Annotated in this window: 15 protein-coding genes and 1 pseudogene; 9 read left to right on the forward strand and 7 right to left on the reverse strand. The window is 52.9% G+C overall.

What is annotated here, in order from left to right:
* Positions 1 to 47: 47 nt before the first annotated feature.
* The 3 genes and pseudogenes from BZG72_RS06805 to priA form a co-directional block, all read right to left on the reverse strand.
* On the reverse strand, positions 48 to 605 hold the full coding sequence (locus BZG72_RS06805) for an SPOR domain-containing protein (RefSeq protein ID WP_077666425.1): 558 nt from the start codon (positions 603 to 605) through the stop codon (positions 48 to 50).
* 72 nt (positions 606 to 677) lie between these two features.
* A pseudogene (gene cytR, locus BZG72_RS06810) lies at positions 678 to 1,688 on the reverse strand (DNA-binding transcriptional regulator CytR); the annotation flags it as partial.
* A gap of 169 nt (positions 1,689 to 1,857) precedes the next feature.
* Entirely contained in the window at positions 1,858 to 4,059 is a 2,202-nt protein-coding gene (gene priA, locus BZG72_RS06815) for a primosomal protein N' (RefSeq protein WP_158075453.1), read from the reverse strand.
* A 216-nt stretch (positions 4,060 to 4,275) separates the two neighbouring features.
* On the opposite strand from priA, the gene rpmE reads away from it, so the two are divergent.
* Together rpmE and BZG72_RS06825 are read left to right on the forward strand one after the other, a co-directional pair.
* The gene (gene rpmE, locus BZG72_RS06820; RefSeq protein WP_046074736.1) at positions 4,276 to 4,491 is read left to right on the forward strand and encodes a 50S ribosomal protein L31; all 216 of its coding nucleotides are present in this window, start codon (positions 4,276 to 4,278) and stop codon (positions 4,489 to 4,491) included.
* Positions 4,492 to 4,745: 254 nt separating this feature from the next.
* Positions 4,746 to 5,999, forward strand: coding sequence for a malic enzyme-like NAD(P)-binding protein (locus BZG72_RS06825; RefSeq protein WP_077666427.1), 1,254 nt, complete (start codon positions 4,746 to 4,748; stop codon positions 5,997 to 5,999).
* A 94-nt stretch (positions 6,000 to 6,093) separates the two neighbouring features.
* Here the strand turns inward: BZG72_RS06825 and metJ are convergent, their stop codons facing one another.
* The gene (gene metJ / locus BZG72_RS06830) at positions 6,094 to 6,411 is read right to left on the reverse strand and encodes a met regulon transcriptional regulator MetJ (RefSeq protein ID WP_046074738.1); all 318 of its coding nucleotides are present in this window, start codon (positions 6,409 to 6,411) and stop codon (positions 6,094 to 6,096) included.
* Between the two features lie 186 nt (positions 6,412 to 6,597).
* Between metJ and metB the strand changes: the two genes are divergently transcribed.
* The 3 genes from metB (at position 6,598) to metF (ending at position 11,428) form a co-directional block, all read left to right on the forward strand.
* Complete coding sequence (gene metB, locus BZG72_RS06835) at positions 6,598 to 7,764, forward strand: cystathionine gamma-synthase (protein ID WP_077578248.1); 1,167 nt, start codon at positions 6,598 to 6,600, stop codon at positions 7,762 to 7,764.
* Positions 7,765 to 7,825: 61 nt separating this feature from the next.
* Positions 7,826 to 10,267 carry a bifunctional aspartate kinase/homoserine dehydrogenase II gene (locus BZG72_RS06840; RefSeq protein ID WP_077666428.1) on the forward strand — a complete coding sequence of 814 codons (2,442 nt, stop codon included), beginning with the start codon at positions 7,826 to 7,828 and terminating at the stop codon, positions 10,265 to 10,267.
* A gap of 261 nt (positions 10,268 to 10,528) precedes the next feature.
* Positions 10,529 to 11,428 (forward strand): methylenetetrahydrofolate reductase, encoded by a 900-nt coding sequence (gene metF, locus BZG72_RS06845; RefSeq protein WP_046074741.1) that lies wholly within the window; start codon positions 10,529 to 10,531, stop codon positions 11,426 to 11,428.
* A 60-nt stretch (positions 11,429 to 11,488) separates the two neighbouring features.
* Here the strand turns inward: metF and BZG72_RS06850 are convergent, their stop codons facing one another.
* The 3 genes from BZG72_RS06850 to ppc form a co-directional block, all read right to left on the reverse strand.
* Positions 11,489 to 12,037, reverse strand: a complete 549-nt coding sequence (locus tag BZG72_RS06850) for a PadR family transcriptional regulator (RefSeq protein WP_046074742.1) — start codon at positions 12,035 to 12,037, stop codon at positions 11,489 to 11,491.
* A gap of 64 nt (positions 12,038 to 12,101) precedes the next feature.
* Entirely contained in the window at positions 12,102 to 13,379 is a 1,278-nt protein-coding gene (locus BZG72_RS06855; RefSeq protein WP_077666429.1) for an O-acetylhomoserine aminocarboxypropyltransferase/cysteine synthase family protein, read from the reverse strand.
* A 184-nt stretch (positions 13,380 to 13,563) separates the two neighbouring features.
* Positions 13,564 to 16,197, reverse strand: a complete 2,634-nt coding sequence (gene ppc, locus BZG72_RS06860; RefSeq protein WP_077666430.1) for a phosphoenolpyruvate carboxylase — start codon at positions 16,195 to 16,197, stop codon at positions 13,564 to 13,566.
* A 528-nt stretch (positions 16,198 to 16,725) separates the two neighbouring features.
* Here ppc and argC point away from each other — a divergent pair.
* Genes argC through argH form a run of 4 tightly spaced genes read left to right on the forward strand, consistent with a single transcriptional unit; the run spans position 16,726 to position 21,707 of the window.
* Positions 16,726 to 17,736 (forward strand): N-acetyl-gamma-glutamyl-phosphate reductase, encoded by a 1,011-nt coding sequence (gene argC / locus BZG72_RS06865; protein ID WP_077666431.1) that lies wholly within the window; start codon positions 16,726 to 16,728, stop codon positions 17,734 to 17,736.
* Positions 17,737 to 17,745: 9 nt separating this feature from the next.
* The gene (gene argB / locus BZG72_RS06870) at positions 17,746 to 18,525 is read left to right on the forward strand and encodes an acetylglutamate kinase (protein WP_077666432.1); all 780 of its coding nucleotides are present in this window, start codon (positions 17,746 to 17,748) and stop codon (positions 18,523 to 18,525) included.
* Between the two features lie 54 nt (positions 18,526 to 18,579).
* Positions 18,580 to 19,791: an argininosuccinate synthase gene (locus BZG72_RS06875; RefSeq protein WP_077666433.1), complete on the forward strand. Its 1,212-nt coding sequence runs from the start codon at positions 18,580 to 18,582 to the stop codon at positions 19,789 to 19,791.
* Positions 19,792 to 19,826: 35 nt separating this feature from the next.
* On the forward strand, positions 19,827 to 21,707 hold the full coding sequence (gene argH, locus BZG72_RS06880; RefSeq protein WP_046074748.1) for an argininosuccinate lyase: 1,881 nt from the start codon (positions 19,827 to 19,829) through the stop codon (positions 21,705 to 21,707).
* The last annotated feature ends 162 nt before the right edge of the window (positions 21,708 to 21,869 follow it).

The raw sequence follows: 21,869 nt of genomic DNA on the forward strand, positions 1-21,869 counted from the left end.
GGCTGGGCAAGGAATAGACTTGGCCCAGCCGATAAAATGTGGCGCTGTTATTCCCAGTACCAAATAGCACAAGGCTCAACCCCGGCGCGGCGGAGCATATTACGGTCACGCTCTGCTTGACGCTTGCGTGGGTAAGGACCCAATACCACCCGGTACCAGGTGCCTTTTTCTCCTTGGCTTATCTTGATTTGGCTTTCTAGCCCTTGAAAAGCGATGATCGCTTTACGTTCATTTGCCTGCTCTTGACTGCGGTACGCACCGCATTGCATCAGGTAAGGACGCGTGGATTGCGGCAATGCTTTGGCCCTCACTTCCACCTCTTTACTCTCCAGCTCTTCGATGTAACTCCATTTTTCTTCAGGCTTTTTAGGCAGATGTGCCTTCTTGCTCTGCGTGGAAGGCTGAGGCTGTGCGTCTGTTGCCGGTTTAGGCGCGGGTGCGTCGGTATTGCTTAATAGGTACAGGCCATAACCAAACGCGCCAACCAAACAGACAGCAAGCAACGCCCATTTTAATGGGAAACGAGCACGCGCTTTAGGTGGTTGGCGGCGGGTATTTTTTTTACGTGGTGCTTTACCACGTTTTACGTAGTCACGAGTTGCCACAGCAAATATTCAATTTCAAAAAGCCAGTAAAGCGCTCATGTTACTGGCTTCGACTCGTGCTGACCAGTCTTACTACCGAGACGGTGGGGCAACGCTCTCACGGATCACTAATTTGGCATCTAAAAGCCGTGATCCTGCATTCACTTCACGCCCTTGCAAGGTGTTGAGCAGCATTAACATCGCCTGACGACCAATGTCGTAGCGAGGTTGGGAGACAGTGGTCAGGGGAGGATCACAATATTCGGCGAATTGGATGTCATCAAACCCTACAATCGAAATATCTTGCGGCACGCGCATGCCTAGGCGCTTTGCTTGTTGCATGGCACCGACGGCCATCACATCACAATGACAGAATACCGCGGTGGGAGGCTCAGGGAGGGACAATAGATTGGTCATTGCCCGCGCTCCAGAGGCAAAACTGAAATCCCCCACCACGCTGTAGGCTGGGTTGACTGTAATCCCCGCGCGCTGCAGGGCCTGCTGATAGCCTTGTGAGCGGAATTGCGTCAGTGCGGTTTCCGGCACCCCAGTAATATTGGCAATACGGGTGTGGCCGACTTGGGTGAGGTAATTGACCGCCTCAAAAGCGGCAGTCAGGTTGTCGATATGCACCGTCGGCAATTCAAGATCCGGGGCATACTCACACGCCATCACAAGCGGAGGGAGATTTTTCTGCTCGGGCTTACTGACATCAAAGGGAACATCGGAGCCCAGTAGGAGCATGCCATCTGCCTGTTTGGTAAAAACCAAGTTGACGAATGAGTTTTCGCGGTGGTGTTGTTGGGCACTATCTCCGAGCAAAACCAGGTAACCGTGCTCCATCGCCGCTTCTTCGATCCCGCGGATGATCTCACTAAAGTAAGGATCGCAGATGTCTGGGACAATCGCGACGATGGTTTTGGACTCGTTGCGGCGTAGGTTACGTGCAAGTGAGTTAGGGGAATAGCCAGCTTCTACGACCGCTTGCTCAACCTTTTTACGGGTTGTGGCCGAGACCTTTTCAGGGTTCATCAGCGCGCGAGAGACGGTTGCTGTGGATACACCGGCAATGTGGGCAACGTCCTTCATTGTCGCCATAATGACAGTCCTCTTGTTATCTGTATTGTGAGATCAGACAGTTATTAGCTCGTCTGACCTGTTCTCTTAGCCAATTGCGGCCTTATTCTACCTAGCCTTGTCCGATTTAAACACGGACAAGCTAACACTTATTGCAATGAAAGTGTGACTGCTGTCGCTTTACTGCAAGGGAATGTTAAGAAAGGTCTTGCGGCTCGACATCTAATGACCACCTCACTTTACGCGACAGAGGGAGCTGTTGGATGGCCGGGAGCGCCACTTGGAGCCATTGCTGCATGATTTTTCGGCTGGGCGCTTGAATGAGGAGTTGCCACCGATAGCGACCCGCGCGTTTCGCCATGGCGGCGGGCATAGGCCCCATAATATGGCATTCATCCTGTTGAATCGGTGAGGTAGCCAGCGTTTGACGCACCTGTTGTAAAAACTGCTGGACACTGTTTTCTTCATGCCCGTCGGCGCGAAAGAGACTAAGAAACGTGTAAGGCGGCAGCCACGCCTGACGCCGTTCATTTAACGCAGATTCGGCAAAGGCTTGATAACCTTTATGCACTAAAGATTGGATCAGGGTGTGCTCTGGATGGTGGGTTTGTAATAACACGGTACCCGGTTTACTGGCGCGGCCCGCTCGCCCGGCGACTTGCACCATCAATTGGGCCAAACGCTCAGGGGCACGAAAGTCATTACTGAATAGTGCCCCGTCAACATCGACTAAGGCGACCAGGGTGACGTTAGGAAAGTGATGGCCTTTGGCGAGCATTTGTGTGCCCAATAGAATTTGATACTCACCCTTTTCAATGTCGGCCAAGTAACCTTCAAGGCTCCCTTTTCGCCGGGTATTATCGCGATCAATGCGAACGGTATTGTATTCGGGAAACAAGGTGCCAAGCTGGGATTCGAGCTGCTCGGTACCGACGCCGACACTAATAAGCTGGGTAGAACCACAGTCGCCACATTGGGGAGGCACACGTTTTTGGTGGCCACAGTGATGACAACGCAACTCTTGGTGTTGTTGATGAAGGGTATAGTAGGCATCACAGCGTTGGCAGTTCGCTAGCCAGCCGCATTCGTGACACATCATCGCGGGCGCATAACCGCGGCGATTTAAAAACAGCATCACCTGGTTACCTTGTTGCAGGTGCTGACGCATTTCAGCAATCAGCGGCGCCGACAAGCCAGCTTCGAGGTGATGGCCTTTGATATCGAGTATCCCTTGCCGGGCGGTGACCGCGTTACCAGGACGTTGCGTGAGCTTAAGGTACTGGTATTTTCCGGTTTTTGCGTTGTGTAAGCTCTCCAGTGATGGCGTTGCCGAGCCCAAGATCACCGGCACTTGTTCTTCATGCCCCCGCATGACAGCCAGATCGCGGGCGTGATAGCGAAAGCTATCTTGCTGCTTATAGGAAGGGTCGTGCTCCTCATCTATAATGATGATGCCAAGCTTTGCCATGGGGGTAAAAAGCGCTGAGCGTGTGCCAATCACTATCGCGGCTTGATTTTCCCGTGCGGCCAGCCAGGCGTTGAGACGGTCGGTATCGCTGAGCCCTGAATGCATCACGGTCACAGGAACAGCAAAGCGGCGCTCAAAACGGCGAATGGTTTGTGGTGTCAGGCCAATTTCTGGCACCAGGATGAGCGCTTGCTGGCCACGTGCGAGCACCGGCTCAAGCACATTGAGATACACCTCGGTTTTGCCTGAGCCAGTGATCCCCTCTAATAGCGCGCAGGTAAAACCATCGCCAGCATTGAGGGTGGCAACCGCCATCGCTTGCTCGTGATTTAACGTCGGCTTTTCTTCGGTCACCGCAAAGTCTTTTACCCAAGCATTGGCCTGAGAAGGGGGCGAGTAGGGCGCGATCCAGCCTTTTTCTGCCACCGTTTTTAGCACCGGCGTGCCGATATCTTGTTCGATTAAGTCGGCTTGAGTGGCTGGGCCGTGAGTGAGAAGCTGCAACACTCGGGCTTGTTTGGGGGCGCGGCTCAGACCTGATAGAGGTTGGTTTTGTCCTGACTCGGTGATTTGCCACCATTTTTGTTGCTGCAATGTCGCAGGGCGTCCTTTGCGCAGCGAGGTTGGCATCACCGCCCCCATCGCATCCCCTAGCGGATGATGGTAAAAACGGCTCGCCCATTGCAGGAGATTGTATACCGCGGGGGTCCAAACGGGCTGCGTGTCGAGTACGGTATCAATCGCTTTGAGTTGGCTGGCTTCCACACTGGCCGTTGGCGACAAGCCGGTAACGATGCCAACTTTATGCTGGCGTCCAAACGGCACCTTGACGCGCCCTCCGATGATCGGATGCTGATCGTCAGCAATACGGTAATCAAAGGTTTTCGGCAAAGGGACAGGCAAAGCCACCTGAGCAAACTGTTCCATCACAACATCTTATTGGCCAGAAGGAATGTCAGTGTAACGGTTAGCCACACGTTGGCAAAGCCTTGTTGCACCGTAAGAGACACGCGGATTGCACAAAAAAGTTGCGAAAAAGAGGGCGCTTGATTAGAATTGCGCGCCTTAGAAAATGTTTGTTAACGACGTGTGGTGCCCGGCTTAGGATCGGGAGAGCGACACGGCCTTTAAGATGAGGTTATCCCTATGAAAGCTGGTATCCATCCAGAGTACAAAGCCGTCACAGCAAAATGCTCTTGCGGTAACGAATTCGCGTTCAGCACAACCCTAGGCAAAGACATTTACCTAGACGTGTGTGACAAGTGTCACCCATTCTACACTGGTAAGCAGCGTATCCTTGATACCGGTGGCCGTGTTGACCGCTTTAAGAAGCGTTTCGGTGCCCTTAGCAGCAAAAAATAAGCCGCTATTGACCGAATACAGAGAAGGGACGCATCAGCGTCCCTTTTTTGATCGTATCGTCCCTGTCATCGGACAACAGGTCCGAGCATCATCGCGAATGCGCTGTTAGTACTGGTGGACGTTTGCTCCCTGCGTTACCATCTTTTTTATTATACAAACCTTCCCTGTGTGGTTTGTAGAGTGTCTGACTAATATCGGTGACGCTTCCCTGTCGATATTAGTTTCCCCTTCACGATAATAATTAGGAACACTAGATGTCGGACGATAAACGCCAGCAAGCGCTGGATTATCATGCATACCCTACTCCCGGAAAAATTTCTGTTGAATTGAGCAAACCTGCTGACTCGGCCGCGGATCTCGCGTTGGCGTATAGTCCTGGCGTTGCTGAGCCTGTGCGTGAGATAGCGCAAGATGCGGATGCGGTTTACCGCTATACGGGTAAAGGCAACATGGTGGCGGTGGTCTCAAACGGCACCGCGATTTTGGGGCTAGGAAATTTAGGCCCCATGGCTTCTAAGCCTGTCATGGAAGGTAAAGCTTTATTGTTCAAGCGTTTTGCTGGCTTGGACTCGATCGACATTGAAGTCAAACACCGTACTATCGATGAATTCGTGGATACCGTGGCGAACATCGCGGATACCTTTGGCGGTATCAATCTCGAGGATATCAAAGCCCCAGATTGTTTTGAGATTGAAAAACAATTGATTGCACGTTGCGAAGTGCCTGTATTTCATGATGATCAACACGGCACGGCCATCGTCACCGCTGCCGGCATGCTTAACGCGCTTGAGCTGCAAGGCAAAGATATCCGCGAGGCGACGGTGGTGTGCATGGGCGCAGGCGCAGCGGCTGTTGCCTGTATGGAGCTATTAATAAAATGTGGCGCTCAGCGGGAAAAAATCTATATGTTGGATCGTAAAGGCGTGATTCATACGCGTCGTGACGACATCAACAAATACAAGCAGCTGTTTGCCAATAACACGGATAAGCGTACCCTCGAAGATGTGATTGAGGGCGCGGATATGTTCGTTGGCGTCTCCGGTCCAGACTTGCTCTCACCCGACGCCTTGAAGCTGATGGCAGATAAACCCGTGGTATTTGCCTGCTCGAACCCAGATCCTGAAATTCATCCGGATGTGGCGCATCAAGTGCGCGATGATCTGATAATGGGAACCGGGCGTTCGGATTACCCGAATCAGGTCAATAACGTGCTCTGCTTCCCGTTTATTTTCCGTGGCGCATTGGATGTACGTGCCAGTGAAATTAACGATGCGATGAAGTTGGCAGCGGTAGAAGCCATTCGCAGCCTAGCCAAAGAGCCTGTCCCACAAACGGTATTAAACGCCGCCGGTTTGTCTTCGCTAAGCTTTGGCCCAGATTACATTATTCCCAAGCCAATGGACGCGCGTTTATTACCTAAGGTCGCCCGCGCGGTAGCGCTGGCCGCCGTGGAAACCGGCGTGGCTCGTATCGAGATGCCAGAAAACTATATGCTCGATAAGGCGTAATGCTTGAGCGTGAGGAAAGCGCGGTGGAATAGAGCCCGAAAAGGCTGTGCTGAGCACCTATCATTACAGAAAACCCGCCAATCGGCGGGTTTTTTTAGTATTCGCTATCGTCGAACTCGATACCAAGCTCTTCCATGATCCGACGTGCTTCAGCGGGAATGCTGTCGGGTTTATCCTTACGGATATCGTCATCGGTTGGTAGTGGTTGGCCGGTGTAGGCATGAAGAAATGCCTCACACAACAACTCACTGTTGGTCGCATGACGGAGGTTTTGCACCTGACGACGAGTACGCTCGTCGGTAAGAATTTTTAGTACTTTTAATGGGATAGAGACGGTGATCTTCTTTACCTGCTCTTTCTTTTTACCATGTTCGGCATACGGATTAATGTAGTCGCCGTTCCACTGCGCCATGTCTCACCTATCTTGATTATGGAATACCCAGAATGATGCTGCGGAGATTTTAGCTATATTAACCGCCACATGCAAAGGAGTATAGACGTCTAGAAGTGTTGACGTCCCAAAAAGCGCAGGGTAAGGTGGCAGTATGAAACCTGGATCACGCCCACCATGCGCAAACCAGACTAGCAAGGATAGATCATGACTGAGAAAAAAACCGACACTATCGCCGTTCGGACCGGGATTGGGACTGACACCCAGCACCATGCGGTGGTGCCTCCCCTGTACTTATCGACCAATTACCGTTTCCCGGCACTGGGTGATGTGCCTACTTACGACTACGCGCGAGGCGGCAACCCAACGCGTGCGCAGCTCGAACAAGCGCTGACTGACTTAGAAGGGGGCGCAGGTGCGGTGGTGACCAACTGCGGGATGTCGGCGATAAACTTGGTGCTATCTCTGTTGGAAGCTGGTGAGCATATTGTCGCCCCACATGATTGTTATGGCGGCACCTATCGCTTGCTCGAATCGCGTGCCAAACAAGGGATCTGGCAGGTAAGTTTTGTCGATCAATCGGACCATGATGCGTTGGACCAAGCATTGGCTAAACAGCCCAAGCTCGTGCTGGTGGAAACCCCATCCAATCCACTCTTACGCGTGGTCGATATCGCAGAAATATGCCAAAAAGCCCATCAAGTGGGGGCTTGGGTAGTGGTCGACAACACGTTTTTATCGCCAGCTTTGCAAACGCCTTTTGCGCTGGGCGCGGATATGGTGGTGCATTCGACCACCAAATTTATTAATGGCCATTCTGATATTGTCGGTGGCGCGGTGATCGCCGCGACCAGTGAACTTGCCGAGACATTGGCTTGGTGGGGAAATTGCTTAGGGGCGACGGGCAATGCATTTGACAGTTATATGACACTGCGAGGGTTGCGCACATTGGGTGCACGCGTTAAACAACACCAACACAACACTGAAGCGGTACTCAGTTACCTGCAAACGGTGTCGGCAGTGCGGAAAATCTACTACCCCGGATTGGCCTCTCACCCTGGCCACCAAATTGCTGCGCGCCAGCAAGCGGGGTTTGGTAGCATGCTGAGCTTAGAATTGGATACAGACCAAGCCGGTGTGGCGCGATTTATTGATGGCCTCACGTTATTTGCCCTCGCCGAGTCTCTCGGGGGGGTAGAAAGCTTAGTGACGCACCCTGGTTCGATGACACACAGAGCCATGAGTGACGCCGCGCAAGCGGAGGCGGGCATCGCACCGACCTTGTTGCGTTTTTCCATTGGATTAGAAGATGCGCAAGATTTGGTTGCCGATTTGGCGAACGCCTTTGCCCGTTTAGAGGGTGACACCCCATAGAGGCTGCGCTTCAGTGCGCGCCGCTTTACCGAGATCGATAGACATTAAGAGAGACCTTGCCATGCATGCGCAACCGACGGAAACGTCCCCCGAGTCACCACGCCAATTGCACAAGTTTGGTGGCAGTAGCCTTGCGAGCCCTGATTGCTATCGTCGCGTGGTCGATGTATTGACCGCGCATGCGAGCCAGCAAGACTTAATCGTGGTGTCCGCGGCAGGAAAAACCACTAACCAGCTGATCATGTGGTTAGCACAGTTAGACAAGGATGGACGAGTGGCGCATGAGACCTTGCAAGCGGTGCGCGCCTTTCAGCAAGACTTGATTGAGAACTTGATTGATGGTGAACCCAAGCAGAAGCTGGTGGATGCGCTTTATGCCGATATCGCAACCATTGCGTCGTTGGGCGATCAGGGCGTGAACGAGAGCGACAAAGCGTACGTGCAAGGTTTTGGAGAGGTCTGGTCGGCGCGTCTGTTGGCCCAGTTATTGAAGCAGCATCGACGTGCCGCGGTGATGTTAGACTCACGCCAATGTTTGCGCGCCGAGCGCGCCGCTCAGCCGGAAGTGGATCGCGGGGCGTCTTGGCCTTTATTGCAAAATCAGCTTTCACAGCATGGCGATACGCATGTGGTGATCACCGGCTTTATGGCACAAAATCAAGCGGGAGAAACGGTTCTGTTAGGGCGCAATGGCTCCGATTACTCGGCTACTGTCTTGGGGGCGCTTGCAGGCGTGAGCCGTGTGACCATTTGGAGTGATGTCGCGGGGGTCTATAGCGCGGACCCACGCCATGTTGATAATGCCTGTTTGCTGCCTTTAATTCGTCTTGACGAGGCGGGCGAGCTGGCGCGACTCGCCGCTCCCGTGCTGCATAGCCGAACCTTACAGCCGGTGGCGCAAAGTGCGACCGATCTCACGTTGCGCTGCACCCAAGCGCCGGATAGCGGATCAACACGTATTGAACGCGTGTTAGCCACCGGGCGCGGGGCAAAAATCATTACGGCGTTGGATGAGGTGAGCTTGCTCCAGTTTGATGTCGCGCGAGGACAAGATTTTCAAGCGATAAAACAAGAGCTCAGCCGGATTTTGTCGCAGCTAAAAGTACAGCCATTAGCAACGGATTACCAAGACGACCAGTACCGTATTTTGTTAGCGTTTACCACGGAAGTGGTGGCATTGGTAATGGCGCAAATTCAAGACGCCGGCCTCCCAGCTGAACTCAAACTGCGCGAAGGCTTTACCATGGTGGCGGCGGTTGGGGCAGGCGTGGTGAACAATCCCGTACACTGCCATGGCTTCTATCAGCAACTCAAATCACAGCCGGTGGAATTTATCAGTGAGTCGGCCTCTGGGCTGAGCCTGGTTGCTATCCTACGTCACGTCCACACTCAGGCACTGGTTGCCAGTTTGCATGATGCCTTGTTTCAAGCTCAGCGCCGTATCGGCTTGGTGTTGGTGGGCAAAGGCAATATTGGTACCCGTTGGCTAAGCCTTTTTGCCGAGCAAAAAGCACACTTGGAAAAGCGTCATGGTAAGGAAGTCTCACTGATTTCAGTGGTGGACAGCCGCAACCAATGGCTTGATTTTGCCGGTATTGATGCCACGCGTGTGTTGGATGGGTTTGACGAGCGTTGCGAGCCTTATTTTGATGATGAGTGGCTCACCCGTCTACTGAATCACCCGTATGACGATGTGATTGTGTTGGATGTCACCGCCAGTGAGTCATTAGCGTACTTGTATCCGCGACTTGCCGAGCATGGCTTTCACTTAATCTCCGCCAACAAAGAGGCGGGCGCCGCACCCGCCGAGCAGTACCACGCGATTCAGCAGGCGTTTAGCAAAACCGGGCGCCATTGGCTCTACAATGCGACCGTGGGCGCCGGGTTACCGATTAACTACGCGGTGCAAGATCTGCGTGAAAGTGGTGACACGATTGTTGCACTGTCTGGGATCTTTTCTGGCACCTTGTCATGGCTGTTTTTGCAATTCAGTGGTGAGGTCCCCTTTAGCGTCCTGCTTGAGCAGGCTTGGCAGCAAGGCCTAACCGAGCCTGACCCACGGGATGATCTTTCTGGGGCTGACGTGGTGCGTAAATTGGTGATTTTGGCACGTGAAGCGGGCATGTCCCTCGAGCCTGAGCAGGTAAAGGTTGAGTCCTTGGTGCCTAAGTCACTGGCTGATCTATCTTTGGATGCCTTTCTTGATAATGCACACCAAATGGATGAACCGCTACAAGAGCGATTAGACAAAGCGCATAAAAATCGGTCAGTGCTACGTTATGTGGCGCGCTTGGAGGTTAACGGTCACGCCCATGTGAGCCTAGAAACCTTACCCAGCGAGCATCCACTTGCGCATCTATTACCGTGTGACAATGTGTTTGCGATTGAAAGCCAATGGTATCGCGAGAATCCTTTGGTCATTCGTGGGCCAGGGGCGGGACGCGATGTCACCGCAGGCGCCATTCAATCCGATTTAAATCGCTTGATAAGTCGCCTTCACTAACTCGCTGATGGATAACCGTGATCAAGCTGTCTGCGCGCTGCGTAGGCAGCTTTTTTTGTGCCGTTACCCGCGTTGTGAGGTGTGCATTGATGGCTGTGTCGTCTATCTTCATAACACCATGAGTTTTTTTCATGGCTTGCATCGTTGACATTTTAGCCGAATCACGACAATCTTTAGACATATGGACGTCTAAACGTATAAATCAAAAGCAGAGCAGAAACAGGCAGACTGAACAGCGTCGTTCGGTGTCAGGGAGAGGATATGAGCTACACACACGCAGGCCACATTGATGCACTCAATCAGAACATTGCTGACTTAGATGGCGATATTAACGTCTCATTTGAGTTTTTTCCTCCCAGCACCCCAAGTATGGAAGAAACCCTCTGGAACTCAGTACATCGCTTAAAAGCACTCAAACCTAAGTTTATGTCGGTAACCTATGGCGCCAACTCCGGTGAGCGTGATCGCACCCATGACATCGTGAAAAGCATTCATGACCAGACTGGTATCGCGGCAGCACCCCATCTAACCTGCATTGATGCCACTGAAGATGAGCTCCGTCATATTGCCCGTGATTATTGGCAAAATGGCATCCGTGACATTGTGGCGTTGCGTGGCGACTTGCCATCGCCGGAGAAGAAGCCGGATATGTACGCGGTCGATTTAGTCCGTTTGCTCAAAGAAGAGCATGACTTTGATATCTCGGTTGCCGCTTACCCTGAGGTGCATCCAGAAGCGAAAAGCGCGCAGGCGGATTTGATTAACCTCAAGCGCAAAGTGGATGCTGGTGCTAGCCGGGCGATTACGCAGTTTTTCTTCGATGTCGAAAGCTATCTACGCTTTCGTGACCGCTGTGTTGCCGCTGGGATTGATGTGGAAATTGTCCCAGGGATATTGCCCGTCTCTAACTTTAAGCAGGCGTCGCGCTTTGCCAAGATGACCAATGTGCGTGTGCCGCAGTGGATGCACAAACAGTATCAAGGGCTGGAGGATGATCCTGTCACGCGTCAGATGGTTGGCGCCTCTATTGCGCTTGATATGGTGCGAGTGCTAAGCCGTGAAGGCGTGAAAGATTTTCACTTTTATACCCTTAACCGTGCGGAATTAACCTATGCCCTGTGCCATACCTTAGGGGTTCGTCCGCTTGCGGTCACGCCTTAAAAAAATACGCCCCAGTTATGTCGGGGCGTATTAGGTTGCGTGTTGTGTTTGTTGTAGTGATTAAGCACTGGCCGCGAGCATAGTGAGCTCGTCGCGCACTTCCTGCGCCCATGCCATCCATGCACGACGTTGATGGATGCTGCGTCGCAGTGCGAGGCGCATTAAACGTTGTTGTGACGTGAGCAGAGTGACTTGGCCATATTCACGCTGTTCCAGTAGCGTATAGTGATTAAGCAGCTGCTGAGACTCGGCAATCAAGTTATTCACATGATCCAGCATGGGAGCTGGGTCGAGTACATCACAACTGAGTAGTCTGGCGACATACTCGTCACGTGGTGGGGCTAACTTGGGTGTTTGAATAAACCACGCCTCAAGCATCTCAGTGCCGACAGGTGTGATGGCGTAGACCTTCCTATCGGGTTTACCGACTTGCGGCTCTAGGCGATAGGTGACAGCACCTCGATCGGCGAGCTTATTGAGTTCACGATATACCTGTTGATGGCTGGCTTTCCACACATTGCTGATGGTGGTGGAAAACGCCTTGGTAATATCATAACCCGTGGCCTCGCAGTTGCTTAGCACTGTCAGTATTACATGGGGGAGTGACATCTCTTATATCCACAGTTTTGTTTGTACAACGATTGTTTCCTGGCAGCGGCTAGCCTTCTTTGGGCTATTTCACCGTCGCCAAGGCTTGTTCCAAGTCGGCAATGATGTCATCGATATGCTCAATGCCGACACAAAGACGGATCATCTCTGGCGTTACCCCGGCTTTGGCTTGCTCCTGCTCATTCAGTTGGCGGTGGGTCGTCGAGGCGGGGTGACAAGCCAGCGATTTAGCATCACCGATATTCACTAAACGTTTAAACAGATTAAGCGCATCATAAAATTTCACCCCTTCATCAAAGCCGCCCTTTAAGCCGAATGACAGCAATGACGCAGGCAGCCCGCCGCGTATCAGTGACTGGGCGCGGGTATAATGTGGGTGAGCGGACTGACCCGCATAGTTCACCCACGCGACGGCGGGGTGTTGGGCAAGGTAATCGGCTACGGCTTTGGCGTTTTCGCAGTGGCGCTCCATCCGCAGACTTAAGGTTTCTAAGCCTTGCATCAACATAAAAGCATTCATCGGCGAGAGGGCTGCGCCACTGTTACGCAGCGGTACCGTACGTGCGCGGGCAATAAACGCCGCAGGACCAAAGGTCTCACTGTAAACCACGCCATGATAGGCCGGTTCCGGTTGTGAGAATTGCGGGAAGCGGGCTTGATGTGCCACCCAGTCAAAGGTACCGCCATCGACAATCATGCCGCCAAGGGTGGTGCCATGGCCGCCAATGTATTTAGTCAGCGAGTGCACCACGATATCGGCGCCATGCTCAATGGGTTTACACAAAACGGGCGTAGCCACGGTATTGTCGACCACCAAAGGGATACCATGCGCGTGTGCGATTTTGGCAAAACCCGGTATATCCGCGATATTGCCAGCAGGGTTGCCAATCGACTCGCAATAGACCGCTTTGGTGTTGTCATCGATCAGCGCCTCAATCGCACTGGCGTCGTCACTCGCGGCAAAACGCACCTCGATGCCTTGCTCGGGAAGCATGTGGGCAAACAAGGTATAGGTGCCACCATAAAGCTGTGGCGTGGCGACGATGTTATCACCGGCCTTGGCAAGTGTTTGAATCGCATAGGTGATGGCGGCTGCACCGGCACTGACGCAAAGCCCTGCGATCCCCCCCTCTAATGCCGCCACCCGTTGTTCCAACACGTCGTTGGTCGGGTTCATGATCCGTGAGTAGATATTGCCTGGCACATCGAGGTTAAATAGATCAGCGCCGTGTTGGGCATTATCAAACTCGTAAGCGACGGTTTGATAGATAGGTGTCGCCACCGATTTGGTGGTGGGGTCGGTCTGGTAGCCGTGATGAATCGAGAGGGTTTCGTCTTTCATGGCAATTCCTTTGCGTTGTTGGGTCGCGTCAGTGCGACCTTCAATAGTAATAATATTATCAATGCAACAGCAAGCATTCGCTGACGCTTTAGCTAAAAAAAACGAGCAGCGGTTGCCGTGACACGACAAATCGATACGGAAACAAAAAAGCCGTACCCTGAGGTACGGCTTGGTACTCGGTGATTTAACCGGTATTACGTAGGCCGGCGGCAATCCCCGCGATGGAAATCATCAAGGCATCGTCGAGTGATTGGTCCGGATCCTCTTGCTGACGCGTGCGGTATAACAGTTCGGCTTGCAGCATGTTGAGCGGCTCGACATAAATATTACGTAAGCGAATCGCTTCAGCCCCCCACGGGTTTTGCTCCATCAGGTTATCGCTGTTTTCCACCGCCAGCACCACCTGAATATCTTGGCGCAATTGCTCACGCAATGATTCGCCTAACGGCCAGAGGCTTTCGTCGACCAAACGCTGATCATAGTACTTAGCAATGTCTAGGTTGGTTTTGGTAAACACCATTTCCAGCATCCCGAGACGGGTGGAGAAAAACGGCCATTCGCGGCACATTTCTTCCAGCTGGGCTTTGTGGCCCTTTGCAATGGCGTGATCGATTGCTTGTCCAGCCCCCAGCCAAGCCGGTAGCAATAAACGGTTTTGACTCCAGGCGAAAATCCAAGGAATCGCGCGCAAGCTTTCCACACCGCCGTTGGGGTTGCGTTTAGAAGGGCGCGATCCCAGTGGTAGTTTGCCTAATTCAAGCTCAGGGGTGGTGGAGCGGAAGTAAGGGACAAACTGCTCATGCCCCCGCACTACATCACGGTAGGCTTGGCAGGAGATGTCACTCAAGGTGTCCATCAGCTGTCGCCATTCCTGCTTAGGCTCCGGCGGTGGCAGCAAGTTTGCTTCCAAAATCGCGCTGGTATACAGGTTTAAGCTGTTAACGGCGACACCAGGCAGCCCCAATTTAAAGCGGATCATCTCGCCTTGTTCGGTCACGCGTAGGCCACCTTTTAGGCTGCGAGGTGGCTGTGAGAGCAAGGCGGCGTGGGCAGGGGCACCTCCCCGGCCAACCGTCCCGCCACGGCCATGGAAAAGGGTGAGATTAACCCCTTGTTCATCACACAAATTGACCAAGGCTTCCATGGCGCGATATTGCGCCCAACCCGCGGACATGACTCCAGCATCTTTGGCGGAGTCCGAGTAACCGATCATCACCATTTGAACGTTCTGGGTAAAGCCTCGGTACCAATCAATGGCCAGCAGCTCACCAATCACCGCCTCGGCATTGTTCAGATCGTCCAGGGTTTCGAATAATGGACACACATCCATGCGGAATGGACAGCCGGCTTCTTTTAGCAATAAATGCACGGCCAGCACGTCGGAAGCGGTGCGAGCCATCGAAATGACATAGGCGCCCAAGGCTTCACGCGGCTGTTCGGCGATCACTCGGCAAGTGTCGATCACCTCTTGGACGTCAGGCGAGGGTGACCAATCACGTGGCAACAACGGACGCTTAGACGCCAGCTCGCGAGTCAGGAAGGCTTGCTTGTCTTGCTCGCTCCATTGGGCGTAATCGCCCATCCCCAAATAACGAGTCACTTCTGAGAGTACATCGGCATGACGGGTACTTTCTTGGCGAATATCGAGCTTGATCAAGTGCACGCCAAAACATTGCACGCAGCGAAGTAGGTCAAGCAACTTGCCGTCGGCAATAATGCCCATGCCACATTGATGGAGAGACTGGTAACACGCCAGTAATGGTTGCCACAATTGCTGGGTGTCGGTCAGGATCCCTTGTGATGAGGCGCGTTCGCCTTTCAGTTTGGCATCCAAGTAGTTCAAGGTGTGAGTTAGCTGACTGCGCATGGTTTTGAGGATGGCGCGATACGGTTCGTGCGCCTCGCCGGCCATTTCACGCACCGTGTCATCACACTGTGTCATTGACAGTTCACTGACCAAATCCTGCACATCGCGCAAATACAAATCCGCTGCTTTCCAGCGTGATAACAGCATCACTTCACGGGTAACCTCGCTGGTGACATAGGGGTTACCGTCACGGTCGCCGCCCATCCAAGAGGAAATTTGTACCGGTTTGGCATCAATGGGTAAGTTGATGTCGAGGTGGCTTTCAAGCTGCTGATCAAATTGGCGTAAAAACGCCGGTACTGCTTGCCACAATGAATTTTCAATTACCGCGAAGCCCCATTTGGCTTCATCAAGCGGGGTAGGGCGCTCTTGGCGAATAACATCGGTGTGCCACGCTTGTGCAATCAACTGCTCAAGACGTTTCTCAGTTTTGGCACGCTCTGCCGCCCCCAAATGTTCACTGAGCTCTAATTTCGATAAACATTTATTTATTTGCACCAAGTTATGAATGGTGGTGCGGCGTGCGATTTCGGTCGGGTGAGCGGTCAGCACTAACTCAATTTTTAAATCGGCGATCGCTTGTTGCGCGTCATTGGCATTTATTTCACCTTGGCTGACACGGCGGAGTAAATCGTCGATAGCGTCCGGGCTGCACTCCAACGCGTCGCATTGACGCGAGACGGTGTGATATTGCTCGGCGATATTAGTCAGATTCAAAAATTGGCTAAAGGCGCGGGCGACCGGAAGCAGTTGGTCAGCCGGCAAGTTTTGCAGCACGGTTTTCAGCTTAGCATGATCGTCCTGATTGCCAGCGGCAGCCGATTTTGAGAGCTGACGAATTTCCTCAACTTTTTCTAAGAGTGCTGGACCATGGGCATCTTGGATGGTGTTACCCAGCAGACGGCCAAGCATACTGACATTGCTTTTTAAGGCAGAGTACTTTTCGTTCATAGCGTATCCATTCTGTAACAAAGTTACATCCTACTGTGACTGTAAAGAACCAATCTAGCGAATATTGCGCGATCGGGTCAACTTAACCGCAAATTAGCGCGAAAACTGGCCAGCGGATTTGATGCTTATCATAGCACCACCCCAAAAGCTGAAAAAAAGTTTCAGCTTTTAGGTTTGCCAGCCTTCCGAGGGCTTCTCCGCGCCCGCCGTATCGCGACTTTCTCGTGAATAGCAGCAGTATTATTTGCATGGTTAGATGGAATTATTGCTCTAATATGAATGAATAGACATTAAAAGTGATTTTTTACGCTTTTTGGGGTTGACGGCCAAACGGGAATGCGATAAAAAATAACCATTCACTATTTATGAATAAAAATATTTTTGAGAGTTGACCATGATGCCACTCGCTACCAAATACAACGCCCTTTCTGCTCGACGACGCTAGCCTGCCTTGCGTGGCTATTGGCTACGCCCTCGATACTCTGCTGCCCCGCAGCACACCATAAACACCCATAAAGAGAGACACCCATGACACTTAACACCATTATTGTCGGTGCCAGTGGCTACACAGGAGCCGAGCTTGTCGCCCTTGTCCATCGCCATCCACAACTGCACTTGGCTGGTTTATATGTCTCGGCAGGCAGTGAAGACGCCAACCGCCCCGTGAGCGCGTTGCACGGCCAATTGCGTGGTGTAGTGGATATGCCACTGATGCCTTTGACCTCGCCACAGGATGTGGCCAAGCAAGCCGATGTGGTGTTTTTAGCCACTGCGCATGCGGTTAGTCATGAATTGGCGCCGATTTTTCTGGCTCAAGGTTGCGTGGTGTTTGATTTGTCGGGGGCGTATCGGGTCAATCAAGCGGATTTTTATCCTACCCATTACGGCTTTTCGCACCAGTCACCGGCATGGCTGGCTCAAGCCGTGTATGGCTTGGCGGAGTGGCAACAGGAAGCATTATCTGCGGCGCAGCTGGTCGCCGTGCCGGGATGTTATCCCACCGCCAGTCAATTAGCGCTCAAACCTTTGCTGGATGCAGACTTGTTGGATAAACAAATGTGGCCGGTGATCAATGCCACCAGTGGCGTAACGGGTGCGGGGCGCAAAGCGAGCCTGACCAATAGTTTTTGTGAAGTGAGCCTGCATGCCTACGGGGTGTTTTCTCACCGTCATCAGCCAGAGATTGCCACACACCTAGATACGCCGGTGATTTTCACCCCGCATCTTGGCAGTTACAAACGCGGCATTCTTGCCACCATTACCGCCAAATTAGCGCCAGGTGCTAGTGAGGCCGAGGTGGGGCAGGTACTGAACCAGGCTTATCAGGATGCGCCGCTGGTACGGGTACTTCCTGCCGGTGAGGTGGCCAAGCTGCAAGCGGTGCAATATACCGGCTTTTGCGATATTGGCTATCAGGCCGCGCATGGGCATCTGATCCTTACCAGTGCGATCGATAACTTACTTAAAGGCGCGGCCAGTCAAGCCGTGCAGTGTTTAAACCTTAAGTTTGGCTTTGCCGAAACCACAGCGATTGTCTAGGAGAAACGGATGAAAACGCCATTAGTGATTAAATTAGGCGGCGCAGCACTGAGCTGCAGCGAGACTCTCGCCAAAGTTTTCGGCGCGATCAACACCTACCGCAGTGAGGCTGAGCGTCCGTTAGTGCTGGTGCACGGTGGCGGCTACTTGGTTGATGAACTGTTGAAAAAACTCGCCCTCACCAGTGTAAAAAAACAAGGCTTACGGGTCACGCCAGTCGACCAGATTGATTATGTCACCGGTGCCCTCGCCGGCACGGCCAATAAGCTGCTGTTAGCTGAGGCGCGTAAGGCGAAGATTAAAAGCTGCGGCTTGAGCTTGGCCGATGGTGGCTTGTGTCAGGTCAGCCAGCTGGACCCTGAACTGGGGGCAGTGGGGGAAGCCAGCGCCGGTGATCCGAGTCTGCTGCAAGCGGTACTGGCCGCGGATTGTGTTCCTATTATTAGCTCGATTGGCATCAGTGACCAAGGTGAGCTGATGAACGTCAATGCCGACCAAGCGGCGGTAGCGGTGGCAACCACTCTTGGCGCGGAGCTGGTATTGCTGTCGGATGTCAGCGGCGTATTAGACGGCAAAGGACACTTGCTGCCTTGCCTCACCGAGTTAGATGCGCAGCACTTAATGGAAAAAGGGGTGATCACCGATGGCATGGTGGTCAAGGTCAACGCGGCGTTTGCCGCTGCCCGTGAACTGGGTAAACCGGTTGAGATTGCCACCTGGCGTTACCCAGAAAAACTCACGCAATTATTCGATGGCCAGCAAATCGGCACCCGGTTTAGCGCCAGTTAATTAGACGTATAACGACGCGACGAAACCGTCGATTTAGGATTTAAGGAGAGCAAGATGAGCAAGGTAAATAAAGTTGTACTGGCCTATTCGGGTGGATTGGATACTTCGGCCATCATTCCATGGCTAAAAGAAAACTATGACTGTGAAGTGGTGGCCTTTGTCGCTGACGTGGGTCAAGGCGAACAAGAGCTCGATGGCATTGAGCAAAAAGCACTTGCCTCGGGGGCATCACAGTGTTTTATCGCCGATCTGAAACACGAAATGGTGGCGGAGTATATTTACCCCAGCCTGAAAACCGGTGCGGTGTATGAAGGCAAGTATCTTCTGGGTACCTCGATGGCGCGCCCTATCATTGCCAAAGCGCAGGTCGAGTGCGCCCTAGAGGTTGGAGCGGATGCACTTTGCCACGGCTGTACCGGCAAGGGGAACGATCAGGTTCGTTTTGAGAGCACCTTCTCCGCGCTGGCGCCGCAACTGAAAGTGATTGCGCCGTGGCGGGAGTGGGATCTCACCAGTCGTGAAGCCTTGCTCGATTACTTGGCCGCCCGCGACATTCCCTGTACGGCGAGCCTTGAGAAAATTTATTCACGTGATGCCAATGCTTGGCACGTCTCAACCGAAGGCGGTGTGCTGGAAGATACCTGGACCGCGGCCAACCAAGATTGCTGGGTATGGACAGTGGCACCGGAAGAGGCGCCCAATACGCCCGAGTTTGTCACCTTGGGAGTACAAAGCGGGGAAGTGGTCTCGGTCGATGGTGAGTCCATGTCGCCTTATGACGTGCTGACGCTGCTGAACGACAAAGGCGCCCAGCATGGCGTGGGACGGATTGATATTGTTGAGAACCGTTTGGTGGGGATGAAATCCCGCGGCTGCTATGAAACCCCGGGTGGCACCATCATCATGGAAGCGCTGCGTGGCGTTGAGCAATTGGTGCTGGATAAAGAGAGTTATCAGTTCCGTGAGGAGCTCGGTTTAAAAGCGTCTCACCTGATTTATGATGGGCGTTGGTTTACGCCGCTTTGCCAGTCGATTGTTGCCGCGGCTAATTCCCTTGCCGCACCGGTAACGGGCGAGGTGGTGATCAAACTCTATAAAGGGCAAGCGACTGTGGTACAAAAACGCTCGACCAACAGCCTGTACTCGGAAGACTTTGCCACCTTTGGTGATGATGATGTCTACGATCACAGCCATGCCGAAGGCTTTATCCGTTTGTATTCGCTGTCGAGCCGGATTCGGACGCTGAACAAACAAAAACAATCCTAATTAAAAAAGCATCGTGAGCAGTAAGGAGAGACAGCATGGCATTATGGGGCGGACGCTTTAGTCAGGCAGCAGACAAACGGTTTCAAGCGTTTAATGATTCACTGCGCTTTGACTATCGCTTAGCAGAGCAAGACATTGTGGGCTCCATTGCTTGGTCCAAAGCCTTGCGTTCGGTGGGCGTGCTGAGTGATGACGAGCAACAGCAATTGGAGCTCGCGCTCAATGAGCTCAAGCTGTCGGTGATGGAAAACCCGAAGCAAATCTTACGCTCAGAGGCCGAAGACATTCACAGCTGGGTTGAGCAGCAACTGATCGACAAAGTTGGGGATTTGGGCAAAAAGCTGCACACCGGACGCTCGCGTAACGATCAGGTCGCCACGGATCTCAAGCTCTGGTGTCGCCAACAAGGCCAGCAAATCTTGCTGTCTCTCGACAAGCTTCAGCAGCAGCTGGTGGATGTGGCCAGCCAACACCATGATACCGTGCTGCCCGGCTACACCCACTTGCAACGTGCGCAGCCAGTGACCTTTGCCCATTGGTGTTTGGCCTATCTGGAGATGTTTGAGCGCGACACCACCCGCTTACAAGATGCGCTTAATCGTCTTGATACCTGTCCGTTAGGATCTGGGGCGCTGGCAGGCACGGCGTATCCGATTGATCGCGATGCCTTGGCACAACAACTGGGCTTTGAACGGGCCACCCGTAACAGCCTTGACTCAGTCTCGGACCGTGATCATGTGATGGAAATGCTGTCTGCGGCGTCGATATCAATGCTGCATTTATCACGGATGGCCGAAGATATGATTTTCTATAACTCGGGCGAATCCGGGTTTATCGAGCTGGCCGATACGGTGACATCAGGCTCCTCGCTGATGCCACAAAAGAAAAACCCTGATGCGTTAGAGCTTATCCGCGGCAAAACCGGCCGTGTCTATGGCACCTTGTCGGCGATGATGATGACGGTGAAAGCCTTGCCACTGGCCTATAACAAGGATATGCAAGAAGACAAGGAAGGGCTCTTCGATGCCATGGACACTTGGCATGATTGCTTGGATATGGCCGCCTTGTGTTTTGAAGGTATCACCATTCACAACGACAAAACCTTGCAGGCGGCGCAGCAAGGTCATGCCAACGCCACCGAGCTCGCGGATTATTTGGTGAGCAAAGGGATCCCGTTCCGTGAAGCGCACCACATAGTGGGCGTGGCGGTGGTGTCTGCCATTGAGCAAGGTTGTGGACTGGAAGATTTACCGCTTGCCACCTTGCAGCAATTCTCACCGGTGATTGAAGACGATGTGTATGCCATGCTCACGATCGAATCCTGCTTGGCCCAACGTCGGGCGCTGGGTGGCGTGGCACCTGAACAGGTCAGCTTTGCCATTCAAGAGGCGCAAAAGCGTTTAGATAAGCGCTTTACCCCCAAAGTCACTGTGCGCTCGGCAAGGCTCACCGACCTCGATACCATCGAAGGCATGGTGGTGTATTGGGCGAAGTTGGGGGAGAACTTACCTCGTGATCGCCATGAATTGGTGCGTAATATCGGCCTATTTGCGGTATCCGAGCACCAAGGGGATCTCACCGGCTGCGGCTCGCTCTATATTTACGACTCAGGGCTGGCAGAAATTCGCTCCTTAGGGGTTGAAGCCGGCTGGCAGCGCCAAGGTCACGGTACGGCGCTGATGATGCACTTGATTAAAAAAGCCAAGCAAATGGCGATTGAGCAAGTCTTTGTCCTCACCCGGGTGCCCGAGTTTTTCACTCAATTGGGTTTTACCCCGGTGTCGAAATCGCAACTGCCTGAGAAAGTGATGAAAGATTGTGAAATCTGTCCGCGCTTCCACGCCTGTGACGAAGTGGCACTGACCTATAACATTGCCGGGCCAGCCACGATCTCGACCTTCTCTACGCTGGAGTAGGGTGACATCGTCTATTGCCTGACGATATCAGCGTCGTCGTTATCCCTTCTTAAGGCTGCGTGCTGACTAAGTCGCAGCTTTTTTGTGTCCTCGTCATAAAAAATTCATCAAAATTAGCTGCTTACAAATTGTTACATTGTACGGTTTGTCACAGAAGCGTCA

The sequence above is a fragment of the Salinivibrio sp. PR6 genome (assembly GCF_001995955.1).
GTDB lineage: Bacteria > Pseudomonadota > Gammaproteobacteria > Enterobacterales > Vibrionaceae > Salinivibrio > Salinivibrio siamensis.

Coding starts and splice junctions, on each gene's coding strand:
- metJ (WP_046074738.1), bottom strand. CDS start 6,411: ATGGCGCAGTGGAACGGCGACTACATTAATCCGTATGCCGAACATGGT.
- metF (WP_046074741.1), top strand. CDS start 10,529: ATGAGCTACACACACGCAGGCCACATTGATGCACTCAATCAGAACATT.
- BZG72_RS06855 (WP_077666429.1), bottom strand. CDS start 13,379: ATGAAAGACGAAACCCTCTCGATTCATCACGGCTACCAGACCGACCCC.
- ppc (WP_077666430.1), bottom strand. CDS start 16,197: ATGAACGAAAAGTACTCTGCCTTAAAAAGCAATGTCAGTATGCTTGGC.
- BZG72_RS06840 (WP_077666428.1), top strand. CDS start 7,826: ATGCATGCGCAACCGACGGAAACGTCCCCCGAGTCACCACGCCAATTG.
- BZG72_RS06825 (WP_077666427.1), top strand. CDS start 4,746: ATGTCGGACGATAAACGCCAGCAAGCGCTGGATTATCATGCATACCCT.
- rpmE (WP_046074736.1), top strand. CDS start 4,276: ATGAAAGCTGGTATCCATCCAGAGTACAAAGCCGTCACAGCAAAATGC.
- argH (WP_046074748.1), top strand. CDS start 19,827: ATGGCATTATGGGGCGGACGCTTTAGTCAGGCAGCAGACAAACGGTTT.
- argB (WP_077666432.1), top strand. CDS start 17,746: ATGAAAACGCCATTAGTGATTAAATTAGGCGGCGCAGCACTGAGCTGC.
- metB (WP_077578248.1), top strand. CDS start 6,598: ATGACTGAGAAAAAAACCGACACTATCGCCGTTCGGACCGGGATTGGG.
- BZG72_RS06875 (WP_077666433.1), top strand. CDS start 18,580: ATGAGCAAGGTAAATAAAGTTGTACTGGCCTATTCGGGTGGATTGGAT.
- argC (WP_077666431.1), top strand. CDS start 16,726: ATGACACTTAACACCATTATTGTCGGTGCCAGTGGCTACACAGGAGCC.
- BZG72_RS06850 (WP_046074742.1), bottom strand. CDS start 12,037: ATGTCACTCCCCCATGTAATACTGACAGTGCTAAGCAACTGCGAGGCC.